The following is a 22,707-nucleotide window of genomic DNA, read 5'->3' as shown; positions in this document are numbered from 1 at the left end:
CGGACTCGCCACGACCGACCGCCACGGTCCTTTCCCTTGTCAGGACCAAGGATCGGCGACCGCGCTCCGCGGGACATCGGCCCACAGGACCGATCTCCGGTCGGCCCGTGGTGGTACGCCGACGCGGCACCCGCCGCCGGTGCACCCGTGGACGTACGAGCGGGGTAGGACGGCGGGATCCGGTCCGGCGACGCCCGTCAGGTCACCGCACGGGTGTAGCGCTCGCCCAGGACGCGGAGGTGCTCGACCAGGCCCGGCGGTTCGGCGACGCGGAAGTCGAGGCCGAGCATCCCGATGTAGACGGCGACGAGCTCCAGGCTGTCCGCCCCGGTCAGCAGCACCGACGTCGACTCGTCGACGGCCTCCACCACGCCGACGGTCGGGTTGATCCGCGCCAGCACGTCCGCCGCGGGCGCGAGCACGGTGATCCGCGCGTGCACCTTCCAGCCCGCGGTGGCCACGTCGCGCAGGACGAAGCCGGGGTAGTCCCCGCCGGGCAACGGGTCCGGGGTGAAGCGGCGGCCGGTCGCCATCCGCAACGAGACCCAGTCGACGCGGTAGGTGTGCCAGGCGCCCGTCTCCGGACCCCGTGCGACGAGGTACCAGTGCCGTTCCCAGCTCACCAGCCGGTACGGCTCCACCAGCACCGGCCAGTCCCCGAACGGCGCCGAGGCGTCGTTGCGCCGAGGCGCGTCGTCCGCGCGGACCGGGGCGGTGTAGTCGAACCGGACGAGCTCGCGGTCGCGGATCGCCGCCGCGATCGCCGCCAGCACGGCCGCGTCCACCACCGGGTCCTCGACGTTGCTGCCGGTGTTCGCCGGGCCCTCCGCCATCGCCTGGTGCACCGCGCTCACCTGCCGCCGCAACCGGTGCGGCAGCACCTGCTGGAGCTTCGTCAACGCCCGCGCCGCGCTGTCCTCGATGCCCGCGACCCCGCGTCCGGCCCGCAGCCCGATCGCGACGGCCACCGCCTCCTCGTCGTCGAGCAGCAGCGGCGGCAGCTTCGCCCCGGCGCCCAGCCGGTAGTACCCGGCGGTTCCGCGCACGGCCTCGACCGGGTACCCGAGCCCGCGCAGGCGGTCGACGTCGTTGCGGATCGTCCGCCCGGTGACGTCCAGCCGCGCGGCGAGCTCCGAGCCCGGCCACTCCGGCCGCGACTGCATCAGGGCCAGCAGGGCGAGCAGTCGTGACGAGGTGTCGAGCACCCCGCCATCATATAGGAACCAAACGTTCCTATATGGCCTCTAGCGTGAGTGCCATGACGAACACCGAGATCCGCCCCTTCCGCGTCGACGTCCCCCAGGTCGAGCTGGACGACCTCCAGGAGCGCCTTGCCCGCACCCGGCTGCCGCGGCCCGCGCCCACCGACGACTGGGAGTACGGCACCCCGAACAGCTACCTGGGCGACACCGTCGAGCACTGGCGGACCGCGTTCGACTGGCGCGCGCAGGAGGCCCGGATGAACGAGCTCCCGCAGTACGTGACCGAGATCGACGGGCAGACCGTGCACTTCGTCCACGTGCCGTCGAAGGAGGCGGACGCGACCCCGCTGCTGCTCGTGCACACCTACCCCGGTTCGTTCGCCGAGTTCCTCGACATGATCGGCCCGCTCACCGACCCCGTCGCCCACGGCGGCGACGCGGCGGACGCGTTCTCGGTAGTCGTGCCGTCGATCCCCGGTTTCGGCTTCAGCACGCCGCTGGTCGGCCGCGGCTGGACGATCCGGCGGGTCGCGGAGACGTTCGACAAGCTGATGCGGCGCCTCGGGTACGACTCCTACGGCTCGCACGGCAGCGACGCGGGCGCCCTGGTCTCCCGCGAGCTCGGACTGATGCGGCCGAAGGGCTTCCTCGGTCTGCACGTGCTCCAGCTGTTCTCGTTCCCGACCGGGGACCCCGCGGAGTTCGAGCGGCTGGAGCCGAAGGACTACGCCGCGCTCGAGCACATGCGGTGGTTCCAGTCCGTCGGCGGCTACAACCAGATGAACGCGACGCGCCCGCAGACCGTTGCGGTAGGCATCGCAGACTCACCGGTCGGGCAGCTGGCCTACAGCGAGCTGTTCAACAACTTCGGCGACGGCACGAGCCTGGTCACCACCGACCAGATCCTGACCCAGGTCTCCCTGTACTGGTTCACCAACACCCAGGCGACCGCCGGGCGCTACCACTTCGAGGAGGCCAAGGCCGCCCGCGAACCGGAGGTGAACCGGTCGCGGACCGGCGTCGCCGTCTTCGCGGACGACTTCAAGTCGATCCGCGCGTTCGCCGCGCGGGACAACTCCGACATCGCGCACTGGTCGGAGTTCCCCGACGGCGGGCACTTCGCGGCGCTGGAACGCCCGGACGTGCTCGTCGAGGACCTGCGGACCTTCTTCCGCTCCTGACTCGGCCCCGCTCGTGCCGGGCGCTCCGGAGGTGTTCCGGGGCGCCCGGCTTCCCGCGGTCCGGCTTCCCGCGGTCTGACTCCACAGTGGACCGGGTTCGCGGTGGACCGGCCGTCCGACGCGCGAGGCCCGGCGGGTCCGGCCATGGGGGATGATCGCGCGCATGACGGCTTCACGGCTCCTGGTGCTGCGGACCGAGCGCTGGTTCGTCCGGCAGGGCGCACCGACGATGATCGAGGGCTACGGGTTCTTCTCGCACGTGCTGCCCCGCATGCTGCCCGCGTTGGCCTTCGTCGCCATCGCGAGCCTGGTGTGGCTGGTGCCGCTCGGCGCCGCCGGGTACGGGCGGTGGGTGCTGCTCGCGGTGGTGCTGGTGAGCATGGTCGTGGTGTCCACGGTGCTATCGCTGTTCGTGCGGCGGCTGCCCGTGTTCACCCGCGACCGCACGATCGCCGTCCTGGTCGGCTACGCCCTGGTCCCGGTGGTGGTGCCGGTCCTGCAACGGGCCATCGAGGACACCCCGGACAGCGACCCGGTGCAGCTGGCCGTCTTCTTCGCCGGTGTGTTCGCCGCGACCGGGCTCGCCGTCACCTACGGTCTCGCGTCGCTGCTGAAGGCCGCCATCCGGCACACGCTGGCGGACCTGCGCAACAGCGTGAACCTGCTGGGGCGGGCGTTGCCGCCGCTGCTGTTCGTGACGCTGTTCCTCTTCTTCACCGGCGAGCTGTGGCAGGCCATGAACCGGCTCGAGTGGCGTCGGCTCAGCCTGATCGTCGCGCTGTTCGTGGCGATCACGGTGCTCGCCGCGGCCGCCCGGCTGCGCGACGAGATCGGCCGGGTCGAACACGACCTGACCCCGTCGGTGCTGTCGGACGCGTGCCGGGGCACCCCGCTGGCCGAGGTGTCGCCGACCGAACCGCTGCAGGCGCGGAAGCTGAGCGGCCGCCAGCTGCGCAACCTGCTCGTGATGCTCGCGATCCGCCAGCTCGTGCAGGCCGCGGTGGTCGGCCTCGCGCTGTTCGGGTTCTTCGTGGTCCTCGGCCTGATCGTCGTGCTGCCCGAGACCGCCGAGCAGTGGATCGACGGGCCGGTGGCGTACGCGAAGTGGCTGCCGACCGTGCCGGTGGCCCTGCTGCGCAACGCCACCCTGTTCGCGGCGTTCGGCAGCATGTACTTCGCGGTCGTCTCGATGAGCGACGCCGAGCACCGCAAGCAGTTCTTCGCCCCCGTGGTCGAACAGGTCGAACGCACCCTCGCCGTCCGCGCCGTGTACCTGTCCGTCCGATCCCGCCCCTAGCGCCGACGGGGGCCGTCCGGTGGACGGCCCCCGTTCACGCGCCTGGCGCGACTACCGGTCAGCGCTCGCCGAGCTGCCACTCCGGTCGCACGTAGTGGCACGTGTAGCCGTTCGGGTAGCGCTCCAGGTAGTCCTGGTGCTCCGGCTCGGCCTCCCAGAACGCGCTCGCCTGCGCCACCTCGGTGACGACCTTGCCCGGCCACTTGCCGGAGGCGTCGACGTCGGCGATCGTCGCCTCGGCCACCTGCTTCTGCTCGTCGGTCTCGTAGAAGATCGCCGAACGGTAGCCGGCCCCGATGTCGTTGCCCTGGCGGTTGCGGGTCGACGGGTCGTGGATCTGGAAGAAGAACTCCAGGATCTGCCGGTAGCCCAACCGCTCCGGGTCGAACACGATCTCGATGGCCTCGGCGTGGTTGCCGTGGCGGCGGTACGTGGCGTTGGGCGTGCTGGGATCGCCGGTGTAGCCCACGCGGGTGGACACGACGCCGGGGTGGCGGCGGAACAGGTCCTGCATGCCCCAGAAGCAGCCGCCCGCCAGAACAGCCTTCTCCGTCACGGTGATACTCCTCTGCTCGGTGTTCACCCAGCACAACGTACGGACACGGGCCGTTCATCCCCGCCGGGTTGTGACGTACCCATTACGGCGGCCACCCAACCAGGCCGCGAGGCGTCCCGCTCGTCCACCGGGTGACCGCGTGGTCGTTCACGACGCGTGATGATGTGGTTGGCTGCCCCCGACTACTCGGAGGCTGCCGTGAACGGTGATGTGTTGCGACCGGGTGATGTGCTGGCGGCGGCGGAGGGCGCGCCGCCGGTGGGGTCGATCGACGTCGTCGCGCGCGACCTGGCGGAGCGGTTCGACGCCTCCGACGTGTCGTTCCTGCTGATCGACGTCGGCGACGAGCAGCTGGTGCGACTGGCCTCGGCCGCCGGTGAGCCCGGCACGGGTCGCGCGGAGAGCGTCGGCCTGCGGGACAGCGTCTACGAGGAGGTGCTGCGCACCCAGCGGCCGTGGCGGGGGCAGGACGGCGACGAGGTGCGGGTGGTGCTGCCGGTGACCAACCGCGGCGACTGCGTCGGGGTGCTGGAGGTGACGGTGCCCTCGCTCGACGAGGAGGTGCTGGCCCAGCTGGGCGAGGCCGCGCACGCGCTGGCCTACGTCATCGTGACCGACCGCCGCTTCACCGACCTCTACCACTCCGGCAGGCGCACCACGACGATGAGCCTGGCCGCCGAGATCCAGCACCAGCTGCTGCCCACGGCGTCCTGCTGCGAGGCCGCCCAGTTCACCGTCGCGGGCGCGCTGGTGCCCGCGCACGACATCGGCGGCGACACCTACGACTACGCCGTGGACCGCCGCGCCCTGCACCTGTCGATGACCGACGCCGTCGGCCACGACGTGGGCTCGGCGCTGACCGCGACCCTGCTCGTCGGCGCGCTGCGCAGGGCCCGCCGGGCGGGCGACGACCTGGCGGAGCTGGCGCGGCAGGCCAACCAGGCGCTGCTGGACCACGGGCGGGGGTCGCTGGCGACCGGACTGCTCGCGCGGGTGGACCTGCTCGACGGCGCGATCGACCTCGTCAACGCCGGTCACCCCGCCCCGCTGCTGCTGCGCGACGGCGTGGTGCGACCGCTGGAGCTGGAGATCGACCTGCTGTTCGGCGTCACCCCGCGCTCCTACCGGGTGCAACGGCTGGACCTGCGTCCCGGCGACCGGCTGCTGCTGCTCACCGACGGCATGGTCGAACGCGAGGCGGAGGCGGTCGACCTGCCCGCGCTGCTCCGCGACACCGCGGCGCTGCACCCCAGGGAGGTGGTGCGGACCGCGACCAGGGCCGTGAGGCGCGCCTACCAGGACCACCTCAAGGACGACGCCACCGTGCTCTGCCTGGACTGGCGCGGAGCGGACCGCACCGAACGCCGGGCCGACAACGGCGCCGACCCGGACACCGCCTCACCCGCCTAGGATCTCCACGCCACCACCCACCGCTTGGGGTTTGCCCTTCTGCCGAACCGCTCGTCATGCGACGTCCCGCAGGAGCGGGATAAGCTCGATCCCGCCAGCCGTAACGGCGCCGCCCTGACCCCGCGGACACCAACCGACCCGGTTGCGGGGTCAGCACATGCGGATCGCGATGGTCGCCGCGTCCTGGGATCTGGACGCCGACGAGGACAGGGCTTACGTGGCCGAGCTGTGCTCGGTGCTCAGCCGGGACGACCACGACGTCGTCCTCTACACCCGGCGGGACTCCCCCGGTCCGCGGGAGCGCAGGCGGACACCCCACGGATACGAGATCGTCCGGGTATCAGCAGGGTCCGACACGGGTGATGAGGCCGTCGACGGGTTCGCGTCGTTCCTGGAGCGCGAGTGGGACGAGCGGCCGCCGGACGTGGCGCATCCGCACGGCCGGGCGTCCGGGTTGGCAGTGGGGGCGGGTCGGGTCCCGGTGGTGCAGACGTTCCACCACAGCGCGGGCTCCCGGATCTCCCGCCCGACGCCGCTCGACCGCTCCGTCTGCGCCTCGGCCGACCGCGTGATCGCGATGAGCCGGTGGGAGCAGGTGAAGCTGCTGCACATGGGAGTGCGCAAGCCGAAGAGCGCGGTCGTGCCCCGCGGGATCGACACCGCGCTGTTCCACCCGGACGGCCCGGTCGCCCCGCGTGGCCACCGGACCAGGGTGCTGGCGCTGGGCGACGTCGTGCCGACGAGCGGGTTCCACACCGCGATCAGCGCCCTGCGCTGGGCCCCCGGCGCGGAACTGGTGATCGCCGGGAGGATCCGGCACCCCGCCCCGATGGAGGACGTCGAGGTGCGGCGGCTGGTGGAGCTCGCCGACCGCGCGGGGGTCGGCGACCGCGTCCGCTTCACCGGCCGGGTCACCCGCGCACGGCTCCCCCGGCTGATCCGCTCCGCCGACGTGGTGCTGCGGGTGCCGCGGTTCGACCCCTACGGCTCGGCCGCGGTGCAGGCCATGGCGTGCGGCGTCCCGGTGATCGCCGCCGACGTGGGCGCGCTCGCCGACGTCGTCGTCGACGGCGTCACCGGGGTGCTCGTGCCACCCCATGACCCGCGGGCCCTCGGGCACGTCCTGCGCGACCTGCTGGCGGACGCCACCCGACGCCAGATCCACGCGATCGCGGGCCGTGACCGCGCGTGCGCCCGCTACTCGTGGGAGCGGGTCCTGCCCGAACACCTGGCCGTGTACCAGGACGCGATCACCGGCTCCCAGGCGGTGTCGTCCCGGTCTTAGCCCCACGCGGAGGCCAGCCGGGCGTGCTCCCGGTCGGCCTGGGCGAGACCCGCCTCGATCGCGTTCCCCGCGCGGGAGATGTCCATCATCCCCATCGGCCCGGAGGCGAGCCGCCAGAAGTCCTCGTCGGGCTCGACCGTCTCGACGCGGCTCCGGTCCGCGCGGAGCGAGGCCAGCTCGGTCCGGTCGAGGTCGGAGCCCGGCAACGCACCCGACTCCCCGGCCCGGGGCGAGAGGGACAGGCAGGAGATCGCGATGACCCGGCTCGCACCGGTGGCCACACCGGCGTTCAGGCTGCCGCGCAGCCCTCCGTCCAGGTAGCGCCTGCCGTCGACGGTCACGGCCGGGGACAGCGTGGGGATGGAGCAGCTGGCGGCGACGGCCCGGCCGAGGTCGACGCCCGAGTCCCGGTCCCACACCCGGAGCTCCCCGGTGTCCACGTCGACGCCGGTGCACGCGAAGTTCGTGGGCCACACCTGCCCGGCCAGGAAGGAGAAGACGTCGACGTAGACGTCCTCCGGCGCCGTGACGGCATCGTCGACCGCCCGCCCGACCACCTTCCACCCGACCTCGGGATCGGCGGCGCCCGCCACCTCGCGCATCGACCTGAACATCTCGCCGAGCCGCCGTTCGTCCACATCGGACTTGATCGTGGCGCCGAAGCGCAGCAGCGCGGGCATGAGGGACGCCGGGTCCAGCCCCAGGAGGTTGCGCGCGCCCGAGAGCGCGCCCGCGGAGGTGCCGATGACGACGTCGGCGTCGGACAGCCGCAGCCCACGGCGTTCCAGGCCGGCCAGGAGGCCGTTCTGCCAGCCTGCGCCGAGCGCGCCGCCTCCGCCGAGGACGACCGCGCGCGAGTCGGGGGACGGGAGTTCGATCATCGTGCTGCTCCGATCGGGATCTGCCGCCCTGCGGCAGGAACGAGTTCGGCCGACGGCCGGGGACGTCAGGTGAGCCGGAACAACGCCTCGGCGTTGCCGGAGGCGATCTTGGCGCGGTCCGACGGGTCGGGGACGGCGGCGAAGAACCGCTCGACCTCGGCCGCGTCGGGCCGGTGGAAGGGGTAGTCGGTGGAGAACAGCACCCGGTCGGCGGTGGTGAAGTCGAGGGTGTGGCGCAGCAACCGCTCCTGGAGCATGCCGCTGGCGGTGATGTGGATGTTGGTCTTGATGTAGTCGCCGACCCGGCGTTCGAGGTGCTTGGCCACCGAGGAGAGGCTGTCGACCCGGTCCATCCAGAACAGCAGCATCTCGCCCCAGTGGCCGAGGACCAGCTGGAGGTCGGGGTGGCGGTCGAAGGTGCCGCGCAGGATCAGCCGCAGGGCGGCCAGGCCGGCGTCCATGTGCCAACCCCAGCCGAAGCTCGCCAACCCGAGGTCCACCAACGGGTCCAGCCCCCGGTACGCGGCGTCGCGCAGGGCGTCCGACGGGATCTGCGGGTGGATGAAGATGGGCTGACGCAGGCGGGCCGCGGTGGCGAACAGGTCGTCGTAGGCGGGGTCGTCCAGGGTGCGGGTGCCCGTTCGCCCGTGGACCATCGCGCCGACGTGCCCCAGCCCGGTGGCGCACCGTTCGAGCTCCCCCGCGGCGGCCAGCGGGTCGCCGGTCGGCAGCGTCGCGAACGCGCGGAACCGGTCCGGGTGCGCACGAACGGCCTCCGCGGCCTCGTCGTTGGCGTCCCTGGCCAGCGCGACCGCGTCCGGTGCCGGGAGCGCCTGGGTGGCGGGTGTGACCACCGACAGGATGGACACGTCGATCCCCGCGGCGTCCATCGCCTCGATCCGGCCCTGCCCGATGTCCTCCAGCCGGACCTGGTTGTCCCCCAAGGCGTTGAAGGCGACGCTCTCGTCGCGCGCCCCGTCCGGCAGGCGGTCGAGCGCGTCGCGGATGGCGACGCTGTTCCAGTGCTCCTCGATCGCGATGGTCTTCATGTCGACGTCCTCTTCTCCGGACCGCGTGCGGCCCGCCACGATTCGCTCATCATGCGTTGAGCCAAACGTACACCACTCGCTCAACAGCGGTAGAGTGAGCGATGTGGACAAGCCGACGAGCAGGGCGGAGAAACGGGCCGCGACCGCGCAGCGGATCCTCGAGGCGGCGCGCGCGGAGTTCGGGGAACTGGGCCTGGAGGCGACGACCATCCGCCGCATCGCCCAACGCGCCAACGTGGACCCGTCCCTGGTCATGCAGCACTACGGCTCGAAGGCCGCCCTCTTCGCCGTCGCCATCGCCATGGCGGAGTCCACCCCGGACGAGGTCGAGTCCCACCTGCACGACGTCCTGGACGTGCGCCTGGGCACCCTCCCCCCGGAGACCAGGGCCCTCGTGCGCTCCATGCTCACCGCACCCGAGGCGGGAGCCGCGATGACCGCGTTCCTCGACGAGCGGGTCGCCAACCTGAGCCGCGCCATGGGCGGCGAGGACGCCGAGCTGCGCGCCGCGCTGACCGTCAGCAGCATCCTCGGGCTCACCATCGCCCGCCACTTCCTCAAGCTCGACGCCCTCACCACCGCCTCCGACGCCGACATCACCCGCGTCGCCCGCCCCTGGATCACCACCGGGCTCGACCCCGCGCGGCCTCCCACCGGGTCGGACGACTCGACGTCGTGAGATCGCGGCCCCCGGTCGGCGCTCCTGACTTCCGGCGCGCTCGCGTCAGCCCCGCTCGGCGCGGAACAGGGCGGTGATCTCGGCCGGGATGCGACCGCGGTCGCGAAGGGTGAACCCGGCTTCACGCGCCCAGGACCGGATCTGCTGGTTCCGGTCCTGCTCGTCGACCGAGCTCCGCGCCGCCGGAGCCCGTCGACGCGCGCTCGTGGTGCGCCGACCGTGCCGGATGAACACCGCGAACACGGCGCGGAGCCTCGCCGCGTTGTCCTCCGACAGGTCGATCGCGTAGTGGACACCGTCCAGTCCGAAATCCACCGTCTCCTGAGCCGGACCACCATCGAGGTCGTCGACGAACTCGGTGACCGTCCGATGGGCCATCGATTCTCCATTTCCGCGTCGCCTACCGGCACTACGTCCGAGACCCCCTGGAGGTTGCCCTCGGCAGGACATCCGGAGCCGACTTGGGGAAAACTAGGAGAAATCCCGCTCCCGCCCCATACCGCAGGCGCCCGTGGCGTGGTGGAGCGCGCTCCACCCCCCTGGCGTCATCGCAGACCACAATGGACTCACGCGCCTGTCGCCCGCTCCGGCGAAGTCACCTCGACGAGAGGCTTCGCGCGCGCCTTGGCCCGGCGGGCCTCACGCCCCCGAGGCCGCGGACACGGCATCGCCCAGGGTCTCGTGCAGCGGCCACAGCGCCGCGGTCCCGGTCGCCACCAGCCGTCGACGCACCAACCCGTTGACGACCAGCCGCACCCGCTGCCCCGCCGACCCGCCGCTGTGGTGGTGCACGACCAGGAGGTCCGTCAGACCCCGCGAGTCGAAGTAGGTGGTCTGGGACAGGTCCAGCACCACCGACGGCGTGCCGTCGTCGAGCAGGGACAGGCAGCACTTCCGCATGTCGTTGCCGCCGAACGAGTCCAGATCACCCCTGAACCGGACGACCGCCACACCGTCGTGCGCCTCGGACCACACCAGCGACGGTGGCACGTCGGACGTCACCGGGCGGTCACCGCGCAGCGTTCTCGGTCCGACCCCTCCGACACACGCAGAACCTCCACGGAAACCGGAACACCGACCCCAGGACGGGGCCAGACGCTCATGGGCCAAGGCACCTGTCGAATCGACACCCGGTCGAGCGAACTTGACCCACCGCCCACTACTTCGCCCGAATGGACCACTGCCCGAGTGATCTCAAGGACCGCTGTGCACGAGAGACGCCCATGCCGCGGGGGCGTCGGGGTAGCGGGTCCGCAGCTCTCGCACCACGTCGCGCAGCACGTCGGCGGCGGTGTCCGAGCGGTCCCCGACGAGGTGGTGGAACCGCTTGGCCGCGCGCTTGGCGACGCTGTGGTTCAACGGCCACATCCCCGCGACGACGTGCCGGAACCCGGCCAGCTGGAAGGCCGACGCCGGGTGGATCGACTCGTCGACGTGCCGCACACCCCGGTGGCCGCTGGAGCACGCCGACAGGTAGGCCAGCTCCGCGTGCGCCAGGTCGAGCGCGTTGACCTCCGACACCGGCAGGTCCGCCCCGTGCAGGTGCAGCGCGCCCGACGACGGCGCCCGCAGGTCGATGTCCGCGTGGCAGGCGAAGTACACCCAGGTGAACCGCGGCAGCGCGGCCAGCACCCGCTCCGGAACGGCGTCCGGCCCGACCAGCGCGTGGTCGGTCAGCTCGGCCATCTCCTTCCCACCGGGCAGCCCGGCCCCCACCGCCACCCCCAGCACCCGCCGTTCGGGCTCGGCGGGACGCTCCCGCGCCCGCGCCAGGGTCCGCAGCGTGGGCGTGTAGGACGAGACCACCAGATCCAGCGCACCCGGTCGGCCCGGCGCCTGGGCCGCGTGCAGCGGGAACAGCCCGAGCACCCCCACCGGCAGCCACCAGACCCGTTGCGACGGCACGTGCTCCAGCACGGGCCCGACGACAGCGGTCCACAGCCACTCCAGGACGCCGACCACCACCGTCCCGCGCACCCCGCGCAGTTCGCCCCCGTCGTAGGTGGCCCCCAGCAACGCCTCGGCGTGCCGGTCGACGTCGGCCCGCGTCAGCAGCGGCAGGTCCACCGGTCGCGGCGGCCCGTCGGCCGTGACGACGACCGCGTGGCCACCGCGCGGGCCGACGTTCACCAGTACCGCCGCACCGCCGGCCACCGCCCGGCGCAGTTCCTCGAACCGGGGCCGCCGCGAGGCCCCGGCCTCGTGGGCTCCGGCCAGCAGGTCCTGGTGCTCGGCCCACAACCGGGCGCGCTCCGCCCTGTCCCCCACGCGGTTGAGCCGCTCCCGCACCTCCCGCAACCGGCCCGCCGCCTCGGAGTCGAGCCTGGCCAGGTCGGCGCGCGCGTCGAACGCGGCACCCAGCAGCACACCCCTGCCCGACTCGGCGACCTCGACCGCCCCCTCCGGATCGCCCACCGCGTGGTGCGCCGCCACCGCGTCGCCGATCAGCCTGCGGTTCTCCCCCAGCCAGTACTCCTGGTCGAGCCGCCGCCACGCCTCGCCGGTGACCGTGGAGGACAGCAGCTCCACCGCGTCGTCGAGCAGGCCGACCGCGACCTCGTCGGAGCCCGCCGCGTAGGCGAGCGTCCCGGCCCGGTGGCCGAGCCGGACCATGTCGGTGGGCGGGCACGTGCCCTTGATTCGGCCGCACCGCGCCAGCACGTCCTGCAGATCTGCCCGCGCCACCGGCCGTCCGGTCAGTTCGTGCTGCTTGAGCAGCACGTTGGCCAGGTTCGCCAACCGCACCGCGACACGCGGGTCGTCGTCGGGGGTGAGGTCGACCGCCCGCCGGGAATGCTCCACGGCTTCGTCCAGGTCCTCGGTCGACCGCAGGTGCAGGCAGCGCCGCAGGAGCACGTTGCCCAGGTTGGACAGGTACGTCAGGTGGTCACCGTGCCGCGCGGGGGACTCGTCGACGGCTTCCCGGGCAATCCGGACGGCGCGGGCGAGATCGGCCTCGGCACCCCTGCCCTCGAAGCGCCGCACCAAGGCGAGTCCGAGGTTCACCCGCATCGCCGCGAGGTCAGGCGAGGCCCGACCGGCGGCCACCGCCAGTTCGCCCGCCTGGACGGCGCGGTCGAGGTCGGCCTCGTCCTCGTCGCGCACGTGGCGCTTCCACCGGGCGAGCGCGACATTGGACAGCGCATCGGCTTCGCCATGGGCCGCCGCCCACTCTCCGACGTCCACGGCGCGGTCCAGGTCGGTCTTCCCACCGTCGCGGCCGTAGCGCAGCTGGTACGCCGCGCACAGGCTCGACAGGCGTTGCGGCAGTACCGCGTCACCGGGAGTGGTGGCGCCGATCGCCCACTCCCCCGCCTCCACCGCGGCGTCCAGGTCCGCGGACCGCCCCGCCCGCTCGTAGCGCTCCTGCCGGGTGACGCCGAGGTTGGCCATGCGCGTGGCCATGGCTGGTTGCCCAGCACCTGTGCGCGCCACGGCGACCTCCGCGCACTCGACCGCCCGGTCCAGGTCGACCAGGTCGCGGTCGCGTTGGTACCGACGCCGGTAGGAGACACCCAGGCTGGACACCGCGCCCGCGACCTGCGAAGGGGGTGCCTGCCGGGCGGCCTCCTCGCCGCACGCCACCGCGGCGTCGAGATCCTCCTCCGGTCCACCCGACCGGTGGCGCTCGAAGTGCGCGTCGGCCAACCGGTGCAGGTACATCGGCAGCCCGGAGTCGCCGGATCCCAGCTCGACCGAGCGCTTCGCGTGCAGGACGGCCAGGTCCGCGTCGGACGGGCGATCGGCGTGCAGCGACCTCGCGGTGAGCGCCGCGGCGAGGTTGGACAGGTACAGCGCCTGGTAGGGGTGGCCGTCGGGCAACGCGGTGAACGCCTCGTCCACGACCTCGACGGCCCGGTCGAGGTGCGCCGACACCTGGGTGCGCGAGTGGAGGGCGCGCAACGCGATACCGAGGTTCGACAGCAGCACCGGGCGGTCCGGGTGGTCGACGACCCGGACGGAGAGCTCCCCGGCTCGCACCGCCGCGGCCAGGTCGTCCGGATTACCACCGCACCGGTGGGACTCCACGTGCGCCAGGCAGAGGTTCGACAGGAACGACGCGCGTGCGGTGAGGTCGTCCGTCAGCTCCACCAACCGGGACAAGAGCACCACCGCGGCACGGGGGAACGCCGGTTCCGCGGAATCCAGGGCCGCGGACAGCAACCTCCCGCCGTGGTGCTCCAGCAGGTCCACATCAGTGATCACATCCTGCCTATCGGCGCGCGGCGTTCCGGCATCAGCTGCCATTCGGGTGGAACGGGCCGCCGCCGGTGCGACGTGGCGCGAACGTCCAGTGGCAACCCCTTACGGTGGTGGCCGCGACGGAGGGAGCAGCGCGAGTGCTGGAACGGGAAGCCAGGAACGACGCCTTGGACGTCCTCGACGACCTGCTGGGCTGGGAGCTGCCGTCCGACCGCTGGCCCGAGGTGTCGGCGCGGCTGACCGCGCTGGCGGCCGCGGTGCGCGCGAACGACAGCGCTGGCGTCACCGCCGCGACCGTCCAGCTGGAGCTGATCTCGCCGCTGATGGGGCCGGGGATGGGCAAGGAGCCCACGGTGCCACCGACCGACGCGGTGCGCGAACAGCAGGCCGAGATCGTCGACAGCCTGCGCGACAAGCCCGACGATGACCACCCCCGGACCGGCTGAGCAGGAACTGGTCGTCCACCTCTACGTCCCGTCGCGCGGTGAGCACGCGGACGCGGCGATCGGCGGGGTCAAGGCGATCTGGGCCCGGTGCCGCGACCTGCTGGGCGCCACCGAACCGGTGCCGCGGGTCGGCCTGCCGACGACTCCACCAGCCGACGTCCGCGGCGAACCCGATGGCGCGCTGGCCGCCGCCCAGAACGGCGCGGTGGACGTGCAGGTGGTCCTGCGCCGCGCCGGTGCCGTGCTCGCCCTGTCGCTGATCTTCGCCGTGCCCGGCACGCCGGGGCTCGGCGCGGCAGCCCCGCCGGGGTGGATCGAGTTCGATCGTTGGTGCGACGAGGTAGTAGGGGCCGACGCGGGATCCGCTCTCGGCGTTGTCCGGGTCCACCAGGCCAAGCAGCCCGCCGACGACGTGCGCGCCTGGCTGCCCGAACGCCTGCGCGACGTCGTGCGCTGGCAGCGGCGGAGGCGGTTCCTGGTGTGGGAACCCGTGGACGACGTGGGGCGGTCACGCGACCTCGTGGTGATCGCGGCCGAGGGCGAGGACGACGAGCTGACCGCGTGGACGTGGAGCAGGGGCGGATCGGAGATGCCACCGCTGGGCCGCTACCTGCTGCACGCGTCCTTGCTGCGCCACCACGTCCGGGTGTGGCGACGCGACGAACCGTGGCTGGCGGGCCTGCGCGAACAGGTCGACGGCCATGTCGTCGAGTCGCGCGACGACCCGGCGTCCGCCGTCGACGAGCTGCGCCGCGACGAGATCGGACTGCGGGTCGCGGGCGACCGGGTGGAGCGGATGCGCACGTCGGTGGAGACCACCAGGACGAACATGGCGGCACTGGAACCCGACCTGCTTCCCGCGGACGTCGGACTGGCCGACTGGTTCCTGGCGACGCTGGACGACTCGCTGCTCGGGCTGACCCGTGGGCGCGCACTCGCCGCCGAGGTGCGCGGGCTCAGCACCCGACCGGAAGCGGCAGGCCATCCCACCGGCAGGCGGATGCGGACGGGGTTCGTGATCGACGTCGTGGACTACGGCCGCCGCTCCACACCCGACCAGGAACTGGTGCAGCGGCGGATGGTCGCGCTGGTCGAGGGAGTGCTGGACGACCTGGACGTGCGGCTGCCCGAGGCCGACCACCAGGGCACCGGTGACGGGCTGATGGTGTTCCTGCCCGAACGGGTGGACGTCCAGCGCGCGTTGCCCAGGCTGCTGCGCGGCGCCGCGGAGCGGCTGGGGCGCGACAACACCGTGCACCGCGACCGGGTGCGGCTGCGCATGGCGGTCGACGTCGGACCGGTCGGTCTGGCCGCGCTCGGGTTCGGAGGAAAGGTCGCGACCAGTCTGGGGCGCCTGCTCGACAGCCCACCGCTGCGCCGGGCCGTGCTCGACCACCCGGACGTGGACCTGGCGATCGTGCTGTCGGACCGGCTGCACGGTTACGTGGTCGCCGAAGGGGTGCCGGGCGTGGACCCGGACGAGTTCGTCCCCGTCGACGTCGAGGTGAAGACCTTCCGCGACCGGGCTTGGCTCTGGATGGCCCGACCCGCGACGCCGTAGCCCGAGCGCCCGCTCACCCCCTCGGCACAGCGGCCAGTGGGCGGATGGTGTCGTGGAGGTGGGTGCGGAGCCAGCGCGAGGCGGGGTCGTCGTCGACGCGGCGGTGCCAGCGCAGTTCGACGTCGGCGGTCGGCAGGGTGACGGGTACGTCGTGGAGGCGCAGGGGGACGCCGCGGTCGACCAGGTGGGTCGCGGTCACGTGCGGGACCAGGCAGATGAGGTCCTGTTCCAGGGCCATGAGCGCCCCGACGGCGTAGGTGGGCACGACGGCCGAGACGTGGCGGGACCGACCGAGCGGTTCCAGGGCGTCGTCGAGCGGGCCGCGGGCGAGGCCGCGGCGGGAGGCGGAGACGTGGGGGTGGTGGCACAGGTCGTCGAGGGTGAGCCGCGGGGCCCGGCCGAGGTCGGAGTCGGCCGCGACGACGGCGACGAAGTGGTCGGTGAACAGCGTCGACGTGTGGACGTCGGGCGGTGGTGGGCCCGCGACCGTGACGTCGAGGTCGATCGAGCCGTCGCGCAGCGGGTCGGGGTCCTTGGAGTCCTGGGGGACGAACCGCAGGCGGACGTCCGGTGCCTCGGCGGCGATCCGGCGGGTGAGGCGCGGGGCGACGACCGGGACCAGGCCGTCGTTGAGGCGGATCGAGAACGTGCGCCGCCACGAGCGCGGGTCGGTGTCGGCGGGGCCGGTCCGCAGGCGGTCCGCGGCGTCGAGCAGCGCCCTGACCGTGCCGGTGGAACGCAGGGCGAACGGGGTGGGGACCAGACCTCGGCCCGCCCGCACCAGGATCGGGTCGTTGAGCGCGCGCCGCAGCCGCCCCAACGCGCGACTGGTCGCCGGGGCCGACAGGTGCAGGCGCTCGGCGGCCTTGGCGACGCTGCCGGTGTCCATCAGCGCGTCGAACACGCGCAGCAGGTTGAGGTCCAGGTCCTCCGCCACGACCGTCCCCATTCGTGCGTCCGACGCATGTAGTCCCTACCGACAATGCACTGGGAATTATGCCCGAGCGGCTCGATACTGGTTCTCGGGAGTCCTCGACGGCGGACGTTCCGCCCTCGACCAGGAGACACCCGACCGGCCGCCCCATCGGGGCAGGGCCGCCAGTCAGCAGGACAGGAGAACAGGCATGCCCAGGATCGTGCGCCCGACCGCCTACGGCTCGCCCGACGTGCTCGCCGTGACCGAGGTGCCCACCCCGCGGGCGGCCGCCGACGGCGTGGTCGTCGAGGTCCGGGCCGCGGGCGTGAACCCGGTCGACTGGAAGCTCTACAGCGGGACCTTCCACGCCGTGGCCGAGGACCTCAAGGACGCCGCCGGGATCGCCGCCTCGATGCCCTCGGTCGGTCTGGAGTGCGCGGGCGTCGTCACCGAGGTCGGCCGGGACGTGACCGGTGTGCGGGTCGGCGACGAGGTGATCGTGTACCCGGTGACCGCCGCCTACGCCGACCGCGTCACGGCCCCGGCCACCTCCGTCCTCCCCAAGCCCGCCGGGCTCGGCTGGGCCGAGGCCGGGTCGTTGATGCTGACCGGCACGACGGCGGTCCACGCGCTGCACGCCGCCGGGGTGGGTGCCGGTGACACGGTGCTCGTCCACGGCGGGTCCGGAGGGGTCGGCCTGATGGGCGTGCAGCTGGCCGCCGCCGCGGGGGCGACGGTGATCGCCACCGCCGCCGAGCGCAACCACGCGCTGCTGCGCGAGCTCGGCGCCGTCCCCGTCGTCTACGGCGCGGGGCTCGCCGACCGGGTGCGCGCCGTCGCGCCGCGGGGCGTCGACGCCGCGGTCGACTTCGCCGGTACCGACGAGGCGCTCGACGTGTCGCTGGAGCTGGTGGCCGACCGCACCCGGATCGCCTCGATCGCCGGGTCGCCGCGCCGGGCCGCGGCGGGCATCGCGGTGCTCGGCTACGGCCCTGGGCAGGACGCGGGCACCGAGGTCCGCACGGCCGCCCGCGGTCAGCTCGTCGAGCAGGCCGGGTCCGGTGCGCTGCGCGTCGTCGTCGCCACCACCTTCCCGCTCGACGAGGCGGCGAAGGCGCACGAGGTCGGGCTCGCCGGGCACGCTCCCGGCAAGCTCGTGCTCATCCCCTGACCGGCGCACCGACCGCACGTGAGGACGGCAGGACGATGACCGACGACGTCGTGGACGTGGCGGTGGTGGGCGCGGGGCCGGTGGGTCTGACACTGGCGGCGCTGCTGGGGCAGGCGGGTCGCTCGGTGGTCGTGCTGGAACGCCATCCCGCGCTCTACGGCCTGCCCCGTGCGGCCAGCTTCGACGGCGAGGTCCTCCGGCTGCTCGCCGGGCTCGGCCTGGCCGAGGAGCTCCTGCCCACCCTGCACGTGCAGGAGGCCTACCAGTGGAGCGACGCCGCCGGGGAGGTCCTGCTCAGCCTGGAGAGCAGGCTCGTCGGCGACAGCGGATGGCCCGACCTGCTCATGTTCCACCAGCCCGTCCTGGAGCGGGCGCTGCACGCGCGGTGCGGGTCGCTGCCCTCGGTCGAGGTCCGGCTCGGCGCGGCGGTGACCGGCCTCGACCGCGCCGAGGACGAGGTCCGGCTCGTCACGGCCGAGGGCGGCACGGTGCGGGCGCGCTACGTCGTGGGCTGCGACGGCGGCAACAGCTTCGTGCGCACGGCGCTCGGCATCGACGAGGACGACCTCGGCTTCGCCGAACCGTGGCTGGTGTGCGACTTCGTGCTCCGCCGTCCCGCCGCCGAGCTGGGCCTGCCCTCGGCCTTGCAGGTCGGCGATCCGGACGGGCCCACCACGATCTTCACCACCGGTGCCGGGCGCCAGCGGTTCTGCTTCATGCTCGACGACGCCGACGTGGGGCGCGAGATCGCCGACGCGGAGGTGTGGCGGCGGGTGGAGCGCCACCTCACCCCGGCCGACGCCGACGTCGAGCGGGTCGCGACCTACACGTTCCGCTCCCTGGTCGCGCGGCGCTGGCGCGACGGGCGCGTCCTGCTCGCGGGCGACGCCGCCCACCGGATGCCGCCGTTCCTCGGGCAGGGCATGTGCTCGGGGATGCGCGACGCGGCCAACCTCGCGTTCAAGCTGGACCTGGTGTCGACCGGCGCGCAGGACCCCGGGGTGCTCGACACCTACCAGAGCGAGCGCGAGCCGCACGTGCGCGCCCTGACCGCGACCAGCATCGCGCTCGGACGCCGGCACACCCTGACCGACCACGCGCTCGCCCGCGAGCGCGACGACGCGATGCGCGCCACCCGCGACTCCCTCCGGGAGCCCGAACGCATCCGCCTGCCCGACCTCGGTCCCGGCCTGCACGGCCCCGGCGGCGGCGCGCTCTCGGTGCAGGGCAGGGTCGACGACGGCCGTCGGGCCGGGCTGCTCGACCAGGTCGTCGGCGGCGGCTTCCGCCTGCTGCTGCTCGGGGACGACTTCCCAGACGTCGACGTCACGGCCCTGCGCGCGGCGGGCGTCACGACGACCGGGATCGGGAAGTCCGCCGGGGACGGCGTCGTGGCCGACCTGGACGGCACCCTGCACCGCTGGTTCGACCGGCTCGGCGCCACCGCGGTCGCCGTGCGCCCCGACCACTACGTCCTGGCCGCCGGGCCCGACGCGGGCGAGGTGGCGCGGGCACTCCTGCGGGTGGTCGCACCGCCGGTGGCCGGGTCGGTCAGCCGTGCGCGCCGCTCTTCGACCGGTCGCGCAGCAGGAACCCGCTGACCGGTTCCACGTACCGCGCCACGATCGGCCCGATGATCGCCATCAGCAGCACGTAGGCGGTGGCCAGCGCGGCGAGCTCGTCCTGCACGTGCCCGGACGCGACCGCGAGCCCGGCGATCACGATGGAGAACTCGCCGCGCGCCACCAGCGCCGCGCCCGTGCGGGCCCGCCCCATCGCCGCGATGCCCTGCCGCTTGGCCGCCCACCAGCCGGTGGCGATCTTCGTGGCGGTGGTGACCAGGGCGAGCGCCGCCGCCACGCCGAGGACGGGCGGGATGGAGGAGGGGTTGGTGTTCAGGCCGAACACCACGAAGAACATCGCCGCGAACAGGTCGCGCAGCGGTTCGAGCATCCTGGTCGCGTTCTCCGCGGTGGACCCGGAGATCGCGATGCCCAGCAGGAACGCGCCCACCGCGGCGGACACCTGCAGCTGCGAGGCGATGCCCGCCACCAGCAGCGCCGAGCCGAGCACCTTGAGCAGGAACACCTCGTGGTCCGGGCTGTCCACGACGGCGGAGATGAACCGCCCGTACCTCAGCGCGACCACGAGCACGACCGTGACGGCGAGCAGCGAGATGCCCACCGAGGTCAGGCCGCCCAGCAGGCTCGCGCCCGCCAGCACGGCGGTCAGCACCGGCAGGTACACCGCCATCGCCAGGTCCTCGAACACCAGCACCGACAGCACGACCGGCGTCTCCCGGTTGCCGAGGCGGCCGAGGTCGCCGAGGACCTTGGCGATGATCCCCGAGGACGAGATGTAGGTGACGCCCGCCATCGCGAGCGCGCCGACCGGACCCCAGCCGAGCAGGAGCGCGGCCGCGGCGCCCGGCACGGCGTTGAGGGCGATGTCGACCAGTCCGGCCGTCCACGACTTGCGCAGCCCGGTCGTGAGCTCCGAGGCCGAGTACTCCAGGCCCAGCAGCAACAGCAGCAGCACCACGCCGATCTCGCTGGCCAGGTGGGTGAACTCGTCGATGCCGTGCAACGGGATCAGCCCGCCGGAGCCGAACGCGAGGCCGCCGACGAGGTAGAGCGGGATGGGCGAGATGCCGAACTTCCAGGCGACCCGGCCGAGCAGGCCGAGACCGAAGAAGACGGCGCCGAGCTGGATCAGGGCGATGGCGGTCTCCTGCACGCGCTCAGCCGCCTGTCAGGATGTCGGCCGCGGCGGTGAGCCCTTCGGCGGTACCGACCACGACGGCGAGGTCGCCGGTGTGGAACAGGAACTCCGGCCCCGGCGAGGGGTGCGCGACACCGGCGCGGACCACCGCGACGACCGAGGCGCTGGTGCGGGTGCGCAGCGCGGTGTCGCCCAGCGTCCGGTTCGCGTACGCGACGACCGGCAGCTGGCGGGTGGTGATGCCGCTGATGTCGCGGTGCTGCTCGCTGAGCCTGCTCACCAGCTGCGGGGAACCGAGCAGGCCCGCGAGGGTGACCGCCTCCTCCGGGGTGAGCGGTATCGAGGCGACCGCGGCGTCGGGGTCGTCCTGCCTGGCAACGATGAGCTCGAACTTGCCGTCGCGGTGGGAGACCACCCCGATCCGACGGCCCGCGCGGGTGGCGAAGTCCTCGCGGACGCCGATTCCGGGCAGGGGCGTGACTTCGACGTCCACAGGCGGTCTTCCCTCTTCTCGCGGGTGTGTTCAGGGTTCGATGAGGCCGGCGCGGATCGCGTACCGGGTGAGGGCGAGGCGGTCCTTCAGTCCGAGCTTCTGCAACAGGTTGGCGCGGTGCCGCTCGACCGTCTTCACGCTGATGAAGAGCAGGTCGGCGATCTCCTTGGAGGAGTTGCCCTCGGCCACGAGCTTGAGGATCTCCTCCTCGCGGTCGGTGATCGCCTTCGCGGGGACGCTCTCGCCGTCGTGCACCCGGTCGAGGTAGTTGCGGATGAGCGAGGCGACCGCGCCGGGGTACAGGAAGGGCTCGCCGCGCATCGCGGCCCGGCAGGCCTCGACCAGGTCCCGGTCGGCGACCGACTTGAGCACGTACCCGGAGGCGCCGGACTTGAGCGCCTCGAAGAAGTACTGCTCGTTGTCGTACATCGTGAGGATGAGGATGCGCAGGTCCGGCAGCAGCCGCGACAGCTCGCGCGCGGCCTGCAGGCCGGTCAGCCTCGGCATCGCGATGTCCAGGATGGCCAGGTCGGGCAGGTCCGCGCGGGCCATGGCGATCGCCTCCGCCCCGTCGCCCGCCTCCCCCACCACGGTCAGGTCCGGCTCGTTGTCGAGGATCAGCCGGACGCCGCGGCGCACCAGCGCGTGGTCGTCCGCGAGCAGGATCCGCACCGGCCTGGTGCCGGGCGTCACGAGGCTCGCCCGGACGTCCGGACCACGAGCCGGACCTCGGTGCCCCGCCGCGGGGCGGGTCCGACGGCCAGATCCGCGCCGACCAGCAGCGCGCGTTCCCGCATGCCCCGGATGCCGGCGCCCTCGACGGAGTCGCCCAGGCCTTCGCCGTCGTCGCGGACGCACAGCTCGACCCCGGCCGACGTCGAGCGCAGCAGCAGCTCGACCCGCCGCGCGCCGGCGTGCCGGACGGTGTTGGTCAGCCCTTCCTGCGCCACCCGGTACACGACGAGCTCGGTCTCCTCGTCCAGATCCGGCAGGTGCCGGTCGAACGTGCGCCGCACCGCGACGTCGGTGTGCTCGGAGATCTCCGCCGCCAACGCCGTGAGCGCGCTGACCAGCCCCAGCTCCTCCAGCACCCCCGGCCGCAGCCGGCGGGCGATCCGGCGCACCTCGTCCAGCGTGCTGCGGACGGTCTCCTGGACCTGCCGCAGCTCGTCGCCCGTGGGCGCGGGCGCGCGGTCGGCGACCCGCTTGAGGTCCAGCAGCACGGCGGTCAGGGACTGGCCGACCTCGTCGTGCAACTCCTGGGCGACCCGGCGGCGCTCGGCCTCCTGCGCGGACAGCGCCCGGGCCGAGCTGGACCCGCGCTCGGCCTCCAGCCGGTCGAGCATCCCGTTGAACGTCGTGATCAGGTCGGCGATCTCGCCGTGCCCCGACGCGGTCAGCCTCGGCCCCGGTTTGAGCAGGTCGATCGTGGTCATCGCCCTGGTGAGCCGTTCCAGCGGCGCCAGCCCCAGCCGGATCAGCGCGGCGTTCGCGACCAGCAGGACGGCCAGCCCCGCGACGAGGATGAGGATCTCGGCGAGCAGCGCGGGCGTGGACACCGTGATCGGCCCCAGCACGAGCAGCGCGACGGCCGCGACCATCGCCACGGCGTTGAGCAGGAAGATCCTGCCGAACAAGGACACGCGCGCTGCCTCC

21 protein-coding genes are annotated in these 22,707 nt (G+C 73.3%); 9 read left to right on the top strand and 12 right to left on the bottom strand.

The window, feature by feature from the left end; genetic code table 11:
- Positions 1-197: 197 nt before the first annotated feature.
- On the bottom strand, positions 198-1,205 hold the full coding sequence (locus tag CLV43_RS32875; RefSeq protein WP_106192142.1) for a helix-turn-helix transcriptional regulator: 1,008 nt from the start codon (positions 1,203-1,205) through the stop codon (positions 198-200).
- 53 nt (positions 1,206-1,258) lie between these two features.
- Between CLV43_RS32875 and CLV43_RS32870 the strand changes: the two genes are divergently transcribed.
- Together CLV43_RS32870 and CLV43_RS32865 are read left to right on the top strand one after the other, a co-directional pair.
- Positions 1,259-2,383 (top strand): epoxide hydrolase family protein, encoded by a 1,125-nt coding sequence (locus CLV43_RS32870; RefSeq protein WP_106192140.1) that lies wholly within the window; start codon positions 1,259-1,261, stop codon positions 2,381-2,383.
- A gap of 163 nt (positions 2,384-2,546) precedes the next feature.
- Entirely contained in the window at positions 2,547-3,680 is a 1,134-nt protein-coding gene (locus CLV43_RS32865) for a hypothetical protein (RefSeq protein WP_106192138.1), read from the top strand.
- 58 nt (positions 3,681-3,738) lie between these two features.
- Here CLV43_RS32865 and msrA read toward each other — a convergent pair whose 3' ends face one another.
- A complete protein-coding gene (msrA, locus tag CLV43_RS32860; protein ID WP_106192137.1) occupies positions 3,739-4,236 on the bottom strand; it encodes a peptide-methionine (S)-S-oxide reductase MsrA in 498 nt (165 codons plus the stop codon).
- A gap of 198 nt (positions 4,237-4,434) precedes the next feature.
- Here msrA and CLV43_RS32855 point away from each other — a divergent pair, with 198 nt between their 5' ends.
- Positions 4,435-5,646 carry a PP2C family protein-serine/threonine phosphatase gene (locus CLV43_RS32855; RefSeq protein WP_245887152.1) on the top strand — a complete coding sequence of 404 codons (1,212 nt, stop codon included), beginning with the start codon at positions 4,435-4,437 and terminating at the stop codon, positions 5,644-5,646.
- 157 nt (positions 5,647-5,803) lie between these two features.
- A complete protein-coding gene (locus tag CLV43_RS32850; protein ID WP_106192135.1) occupies positions 5,804-6,931 on the top strand; it encodes a glycosyltransferase in 1,128 nt (375 codons plus the stop codon).
- Here CLV43_RS32850 and CLV43_RS32845 read toward each other — a convergent pair.
- Positions 6,928-7,812 carry a patatin-like phospholipase family protein gene (locus tag CLV43_RS32845; RefSeq protein ID WP_106192133.1) on the bottom strand — a complete coding sequence of 295 codons (885 nt, stop codon included), beginning with the start codon at positions 7,810-7,812 and terminating at the stop codon, positions 6,928-6,930. The genes CLV43_RS32850 and CLV43_RS32845 overlap by 4 nt on opposite strands.
- Before the next feature lie 65 nt (positions 7,813-7,877).
- Positions 7,878-8,861 carry an amidohydrolase family protein gene (locus CLV43_RS32840; RefSeq protein WP_106192132.1) on the bottom strand — a complete coding sequence of 328 codons (984 nt, stop codon included), beginning with the start codon at positions 8,859-8,861 and terminating at the stop codon, positions 7,878-7,880.
- Positions 8,862-8,964: 103 nt separating this feature from the next.
- Between CLV43_RS32840 and CLV43_RS32835 the strand changes: the two genes are divergently transcribed.
- Positions 8,965-9,540 (top strand): TetR/AcrR family transcriptional regulator, encoded by a 576-nt coding sequence (locus tag CLV43_RS32835; RefSeq protein ID WP_170156119.1) that lies wholly within the window; start codon positions 8,965-8,967, stop codon positions 9,538-9,540.
- Positions 9,541-9,585: 45 nt separating this feature from the next.
- On the opposite strand, the gene CLV43_RS32830 is transcribed toward CLV43_RS32835, so the two are convergent.
- From CLV43_RS32830 to CLV43_RS32820, 3 genes are all read right to left on the bottom strand, one after another.
- On the bottom strand, positions 9,586-9,918 hold the full coding sequence (locus tag CLV43_RS32830) for a histone-like nucleoid-structuring protein Lsr2 (RefSeq protein WP_106192130.1): 333 nt from the start codon (positions 9,916-9,918) through the stop codon (positions 9,586-9,588).
- A gap of 261 nt (positions 9,919-10,179) precedes the next feature.
- Positions 10,180-10,542 carry an STAS domain-containing protein gene (locus tag CLV43_RS32825; protein WP_170156118.1) on the bottom strand — a complete coding sequence of 121 codons (363 nt, stop codon included), beginning with the start codon at positions 10,540-10,542 and terminating at the stop codon, positions 10,180-10,182.
- 192 nt (positions 10,543-10,734) lie between these two features.
- Entirely contained in the window at positions 10,735-13,746 is a 3,012-nt protein-coding gene (locus tag CLV43_RS32820; RefSeq protein ID WP_146174985.1) for a CHAT domain-containing protein, read from the bottom strand.
- Positions 13,747-13,880: 134 nt separating this feature from the next.
- On the opposite strand from CLV43_RS32820, the gene CLV43_RS32815 reads away from it, so the two are divergent.
- Together CLV43_RS32815 and CLV43_RS32810 are read left to right on the top strand one after the other, a co-directional pair.
- Positions 13,881-14,189 (top strand): CATRA system-associated protein, encoded by a 309-nt coding sequence (locus tag CLV43_RS32815; RefSeq protein WP_106192125.1) that lies wholly within the window; start codon positions 13,881-13,883, stop codon positions 14,187-14,189.
- Positions 14,167-15,750 (top strand): CATRA conflict system CASPASE/TPR repeat-associated protein, encoded by a 1,584-nt coding sequence (locus CLV43_RS32810; RefSeq protein WP_106192123.1) that lies wholly within the window; start codon positions 14,167-14,169, stop codon positions 15,748-15,750. Before CLV43_RS32815 ends, CLV43_RS32810 begins: the two co-directional genes overlap by 23 nt.
- Positions 15,751-15,763: 13 nt before the next feature.
- On the opposite strand, the gene CLV43_RS32805 is transcribed toward CLV43_RS32810, so the two are convergent.
- Positions 15,764-16,699 (bottom strand): LysR family transcriptional regulator, encoded by a 936-nt coding sequence (locus CLV43_RS32805; RefSeq protein WP_245887151.1) that lies wholly within the window; start codon positions 16,697-16,699, stop codon positions 15,764-15,766.
- A gap of 175 nt (positions 16,700-16,874) precedes the next feature.
- Here CLV43_RS32805 and CLV43_RS32800 point away from each other — a divergent pair, with 175 nt between their 5' ends.
- Both CLV43_RS32800 and CLV43_RS32795 read left to right on the top strand, forming a co-directional pair.
- Positions 16,875-17,837, top strand: a complete 963-nt coding sequence (locus tag CLV43_RS32800; protein WP_106192122.1) for an NADP-dependent oxidoreductase — start codon at positions 16,875-16,877, stop codon at positions 17,835-17,837.
- A gap of 35 nt (positions 17,838-17,872) precedes the next feature.
- Positions 17,873-19,438, top strand: a complete 1,566-nt coding sequence (locus CLV43_RS32795) for a bifunctional 3-(3-hydroxy-phenyl)propionate/3-hydroxycinnamic acid hydroxylase (protein WP_106192120.1) — start codon at positions 17,873-17,875, stop codon at positions 19,436-19,438.
- Here the strand turns inward: CLV43_RS32795 and CLV43_RS32790 are convergent.
- Genes CLV43_RS32790 through CLV43_RS32775 form a run of 4 tightly spaced genes read right to left on the bottom strand, consistent with a single transcriptional unit; the run spans position 19,389 to position 22,694 of the window.
- On the bottom strand, positions 19,389-20,573 hold the full coding sequence (locus tag CLV43_RS32790) for a cation:proton antiporter (protein ID WP_106192118.1): 1,185 nt from the start codon (positions 20,571-20,573) through the stop codon (positions 19,389-19,391). The genes CLV43_RS32795 and CLV43_RS32790 overlap by 50 nt on opposite strands.
- A gap of 4 nt (positions 20,574-20,577) precedes the next feature.
- Positions 20,578-21,051: a cation:proton antiporter regulatory subunit gene (locus CLV43_RS32785; protein ID WP_106192117.1), complete on the bottom strand. Its 474-nt coding sequence runs from the start codon at positions 21,049-21,051 to the stop codon at positions 20,578-20,580.
- Positions 21,052-21,081: 30 nt separating this feature from the next.
- On the bottom strand, positions 21,082-21,744 hold the full coding sequence (locus tag CLV43_RS32780; protein ID WP_106192115.1) for a response regulator: 663 nt from the start codon (positions 21,742-21,744) through the stop codon (positions 21,082-21,084).
- Positions 21,741-22,694: a HAMP domain-containing sensor histidine kinase gene (locus CLV43_RS32775; RefSeq protein ID WP_106192114.1), complete on the bottom strand. Its 954-nt coding sequence runs from the start codon at positions 22,692-22,694 to the stop codon at positions 21,741-21,743. Before CLV43_RS32775 ends, CLV43_RS32780 begins: the two co-directional genes overlap by 4 nt.
- Positions 22,695-22,707 lie beyond the last annotated feature (13 nt).

It is taken from the genome of Umezawaea tangerina, from assembly GCF_003002815.1.
Taxonomy (GTDB): domain Bacteria; phylum Actinomycetota; class Actinomycetes; order Mycobacteriales; family Pseudonocardiaceae; genus Umezawaea; species Umezawaea tangerina.
Note: the sequence above shows the minus strand (reverse complement) of the source record. Positions and strands in the feature narration are given on the sequence as shown.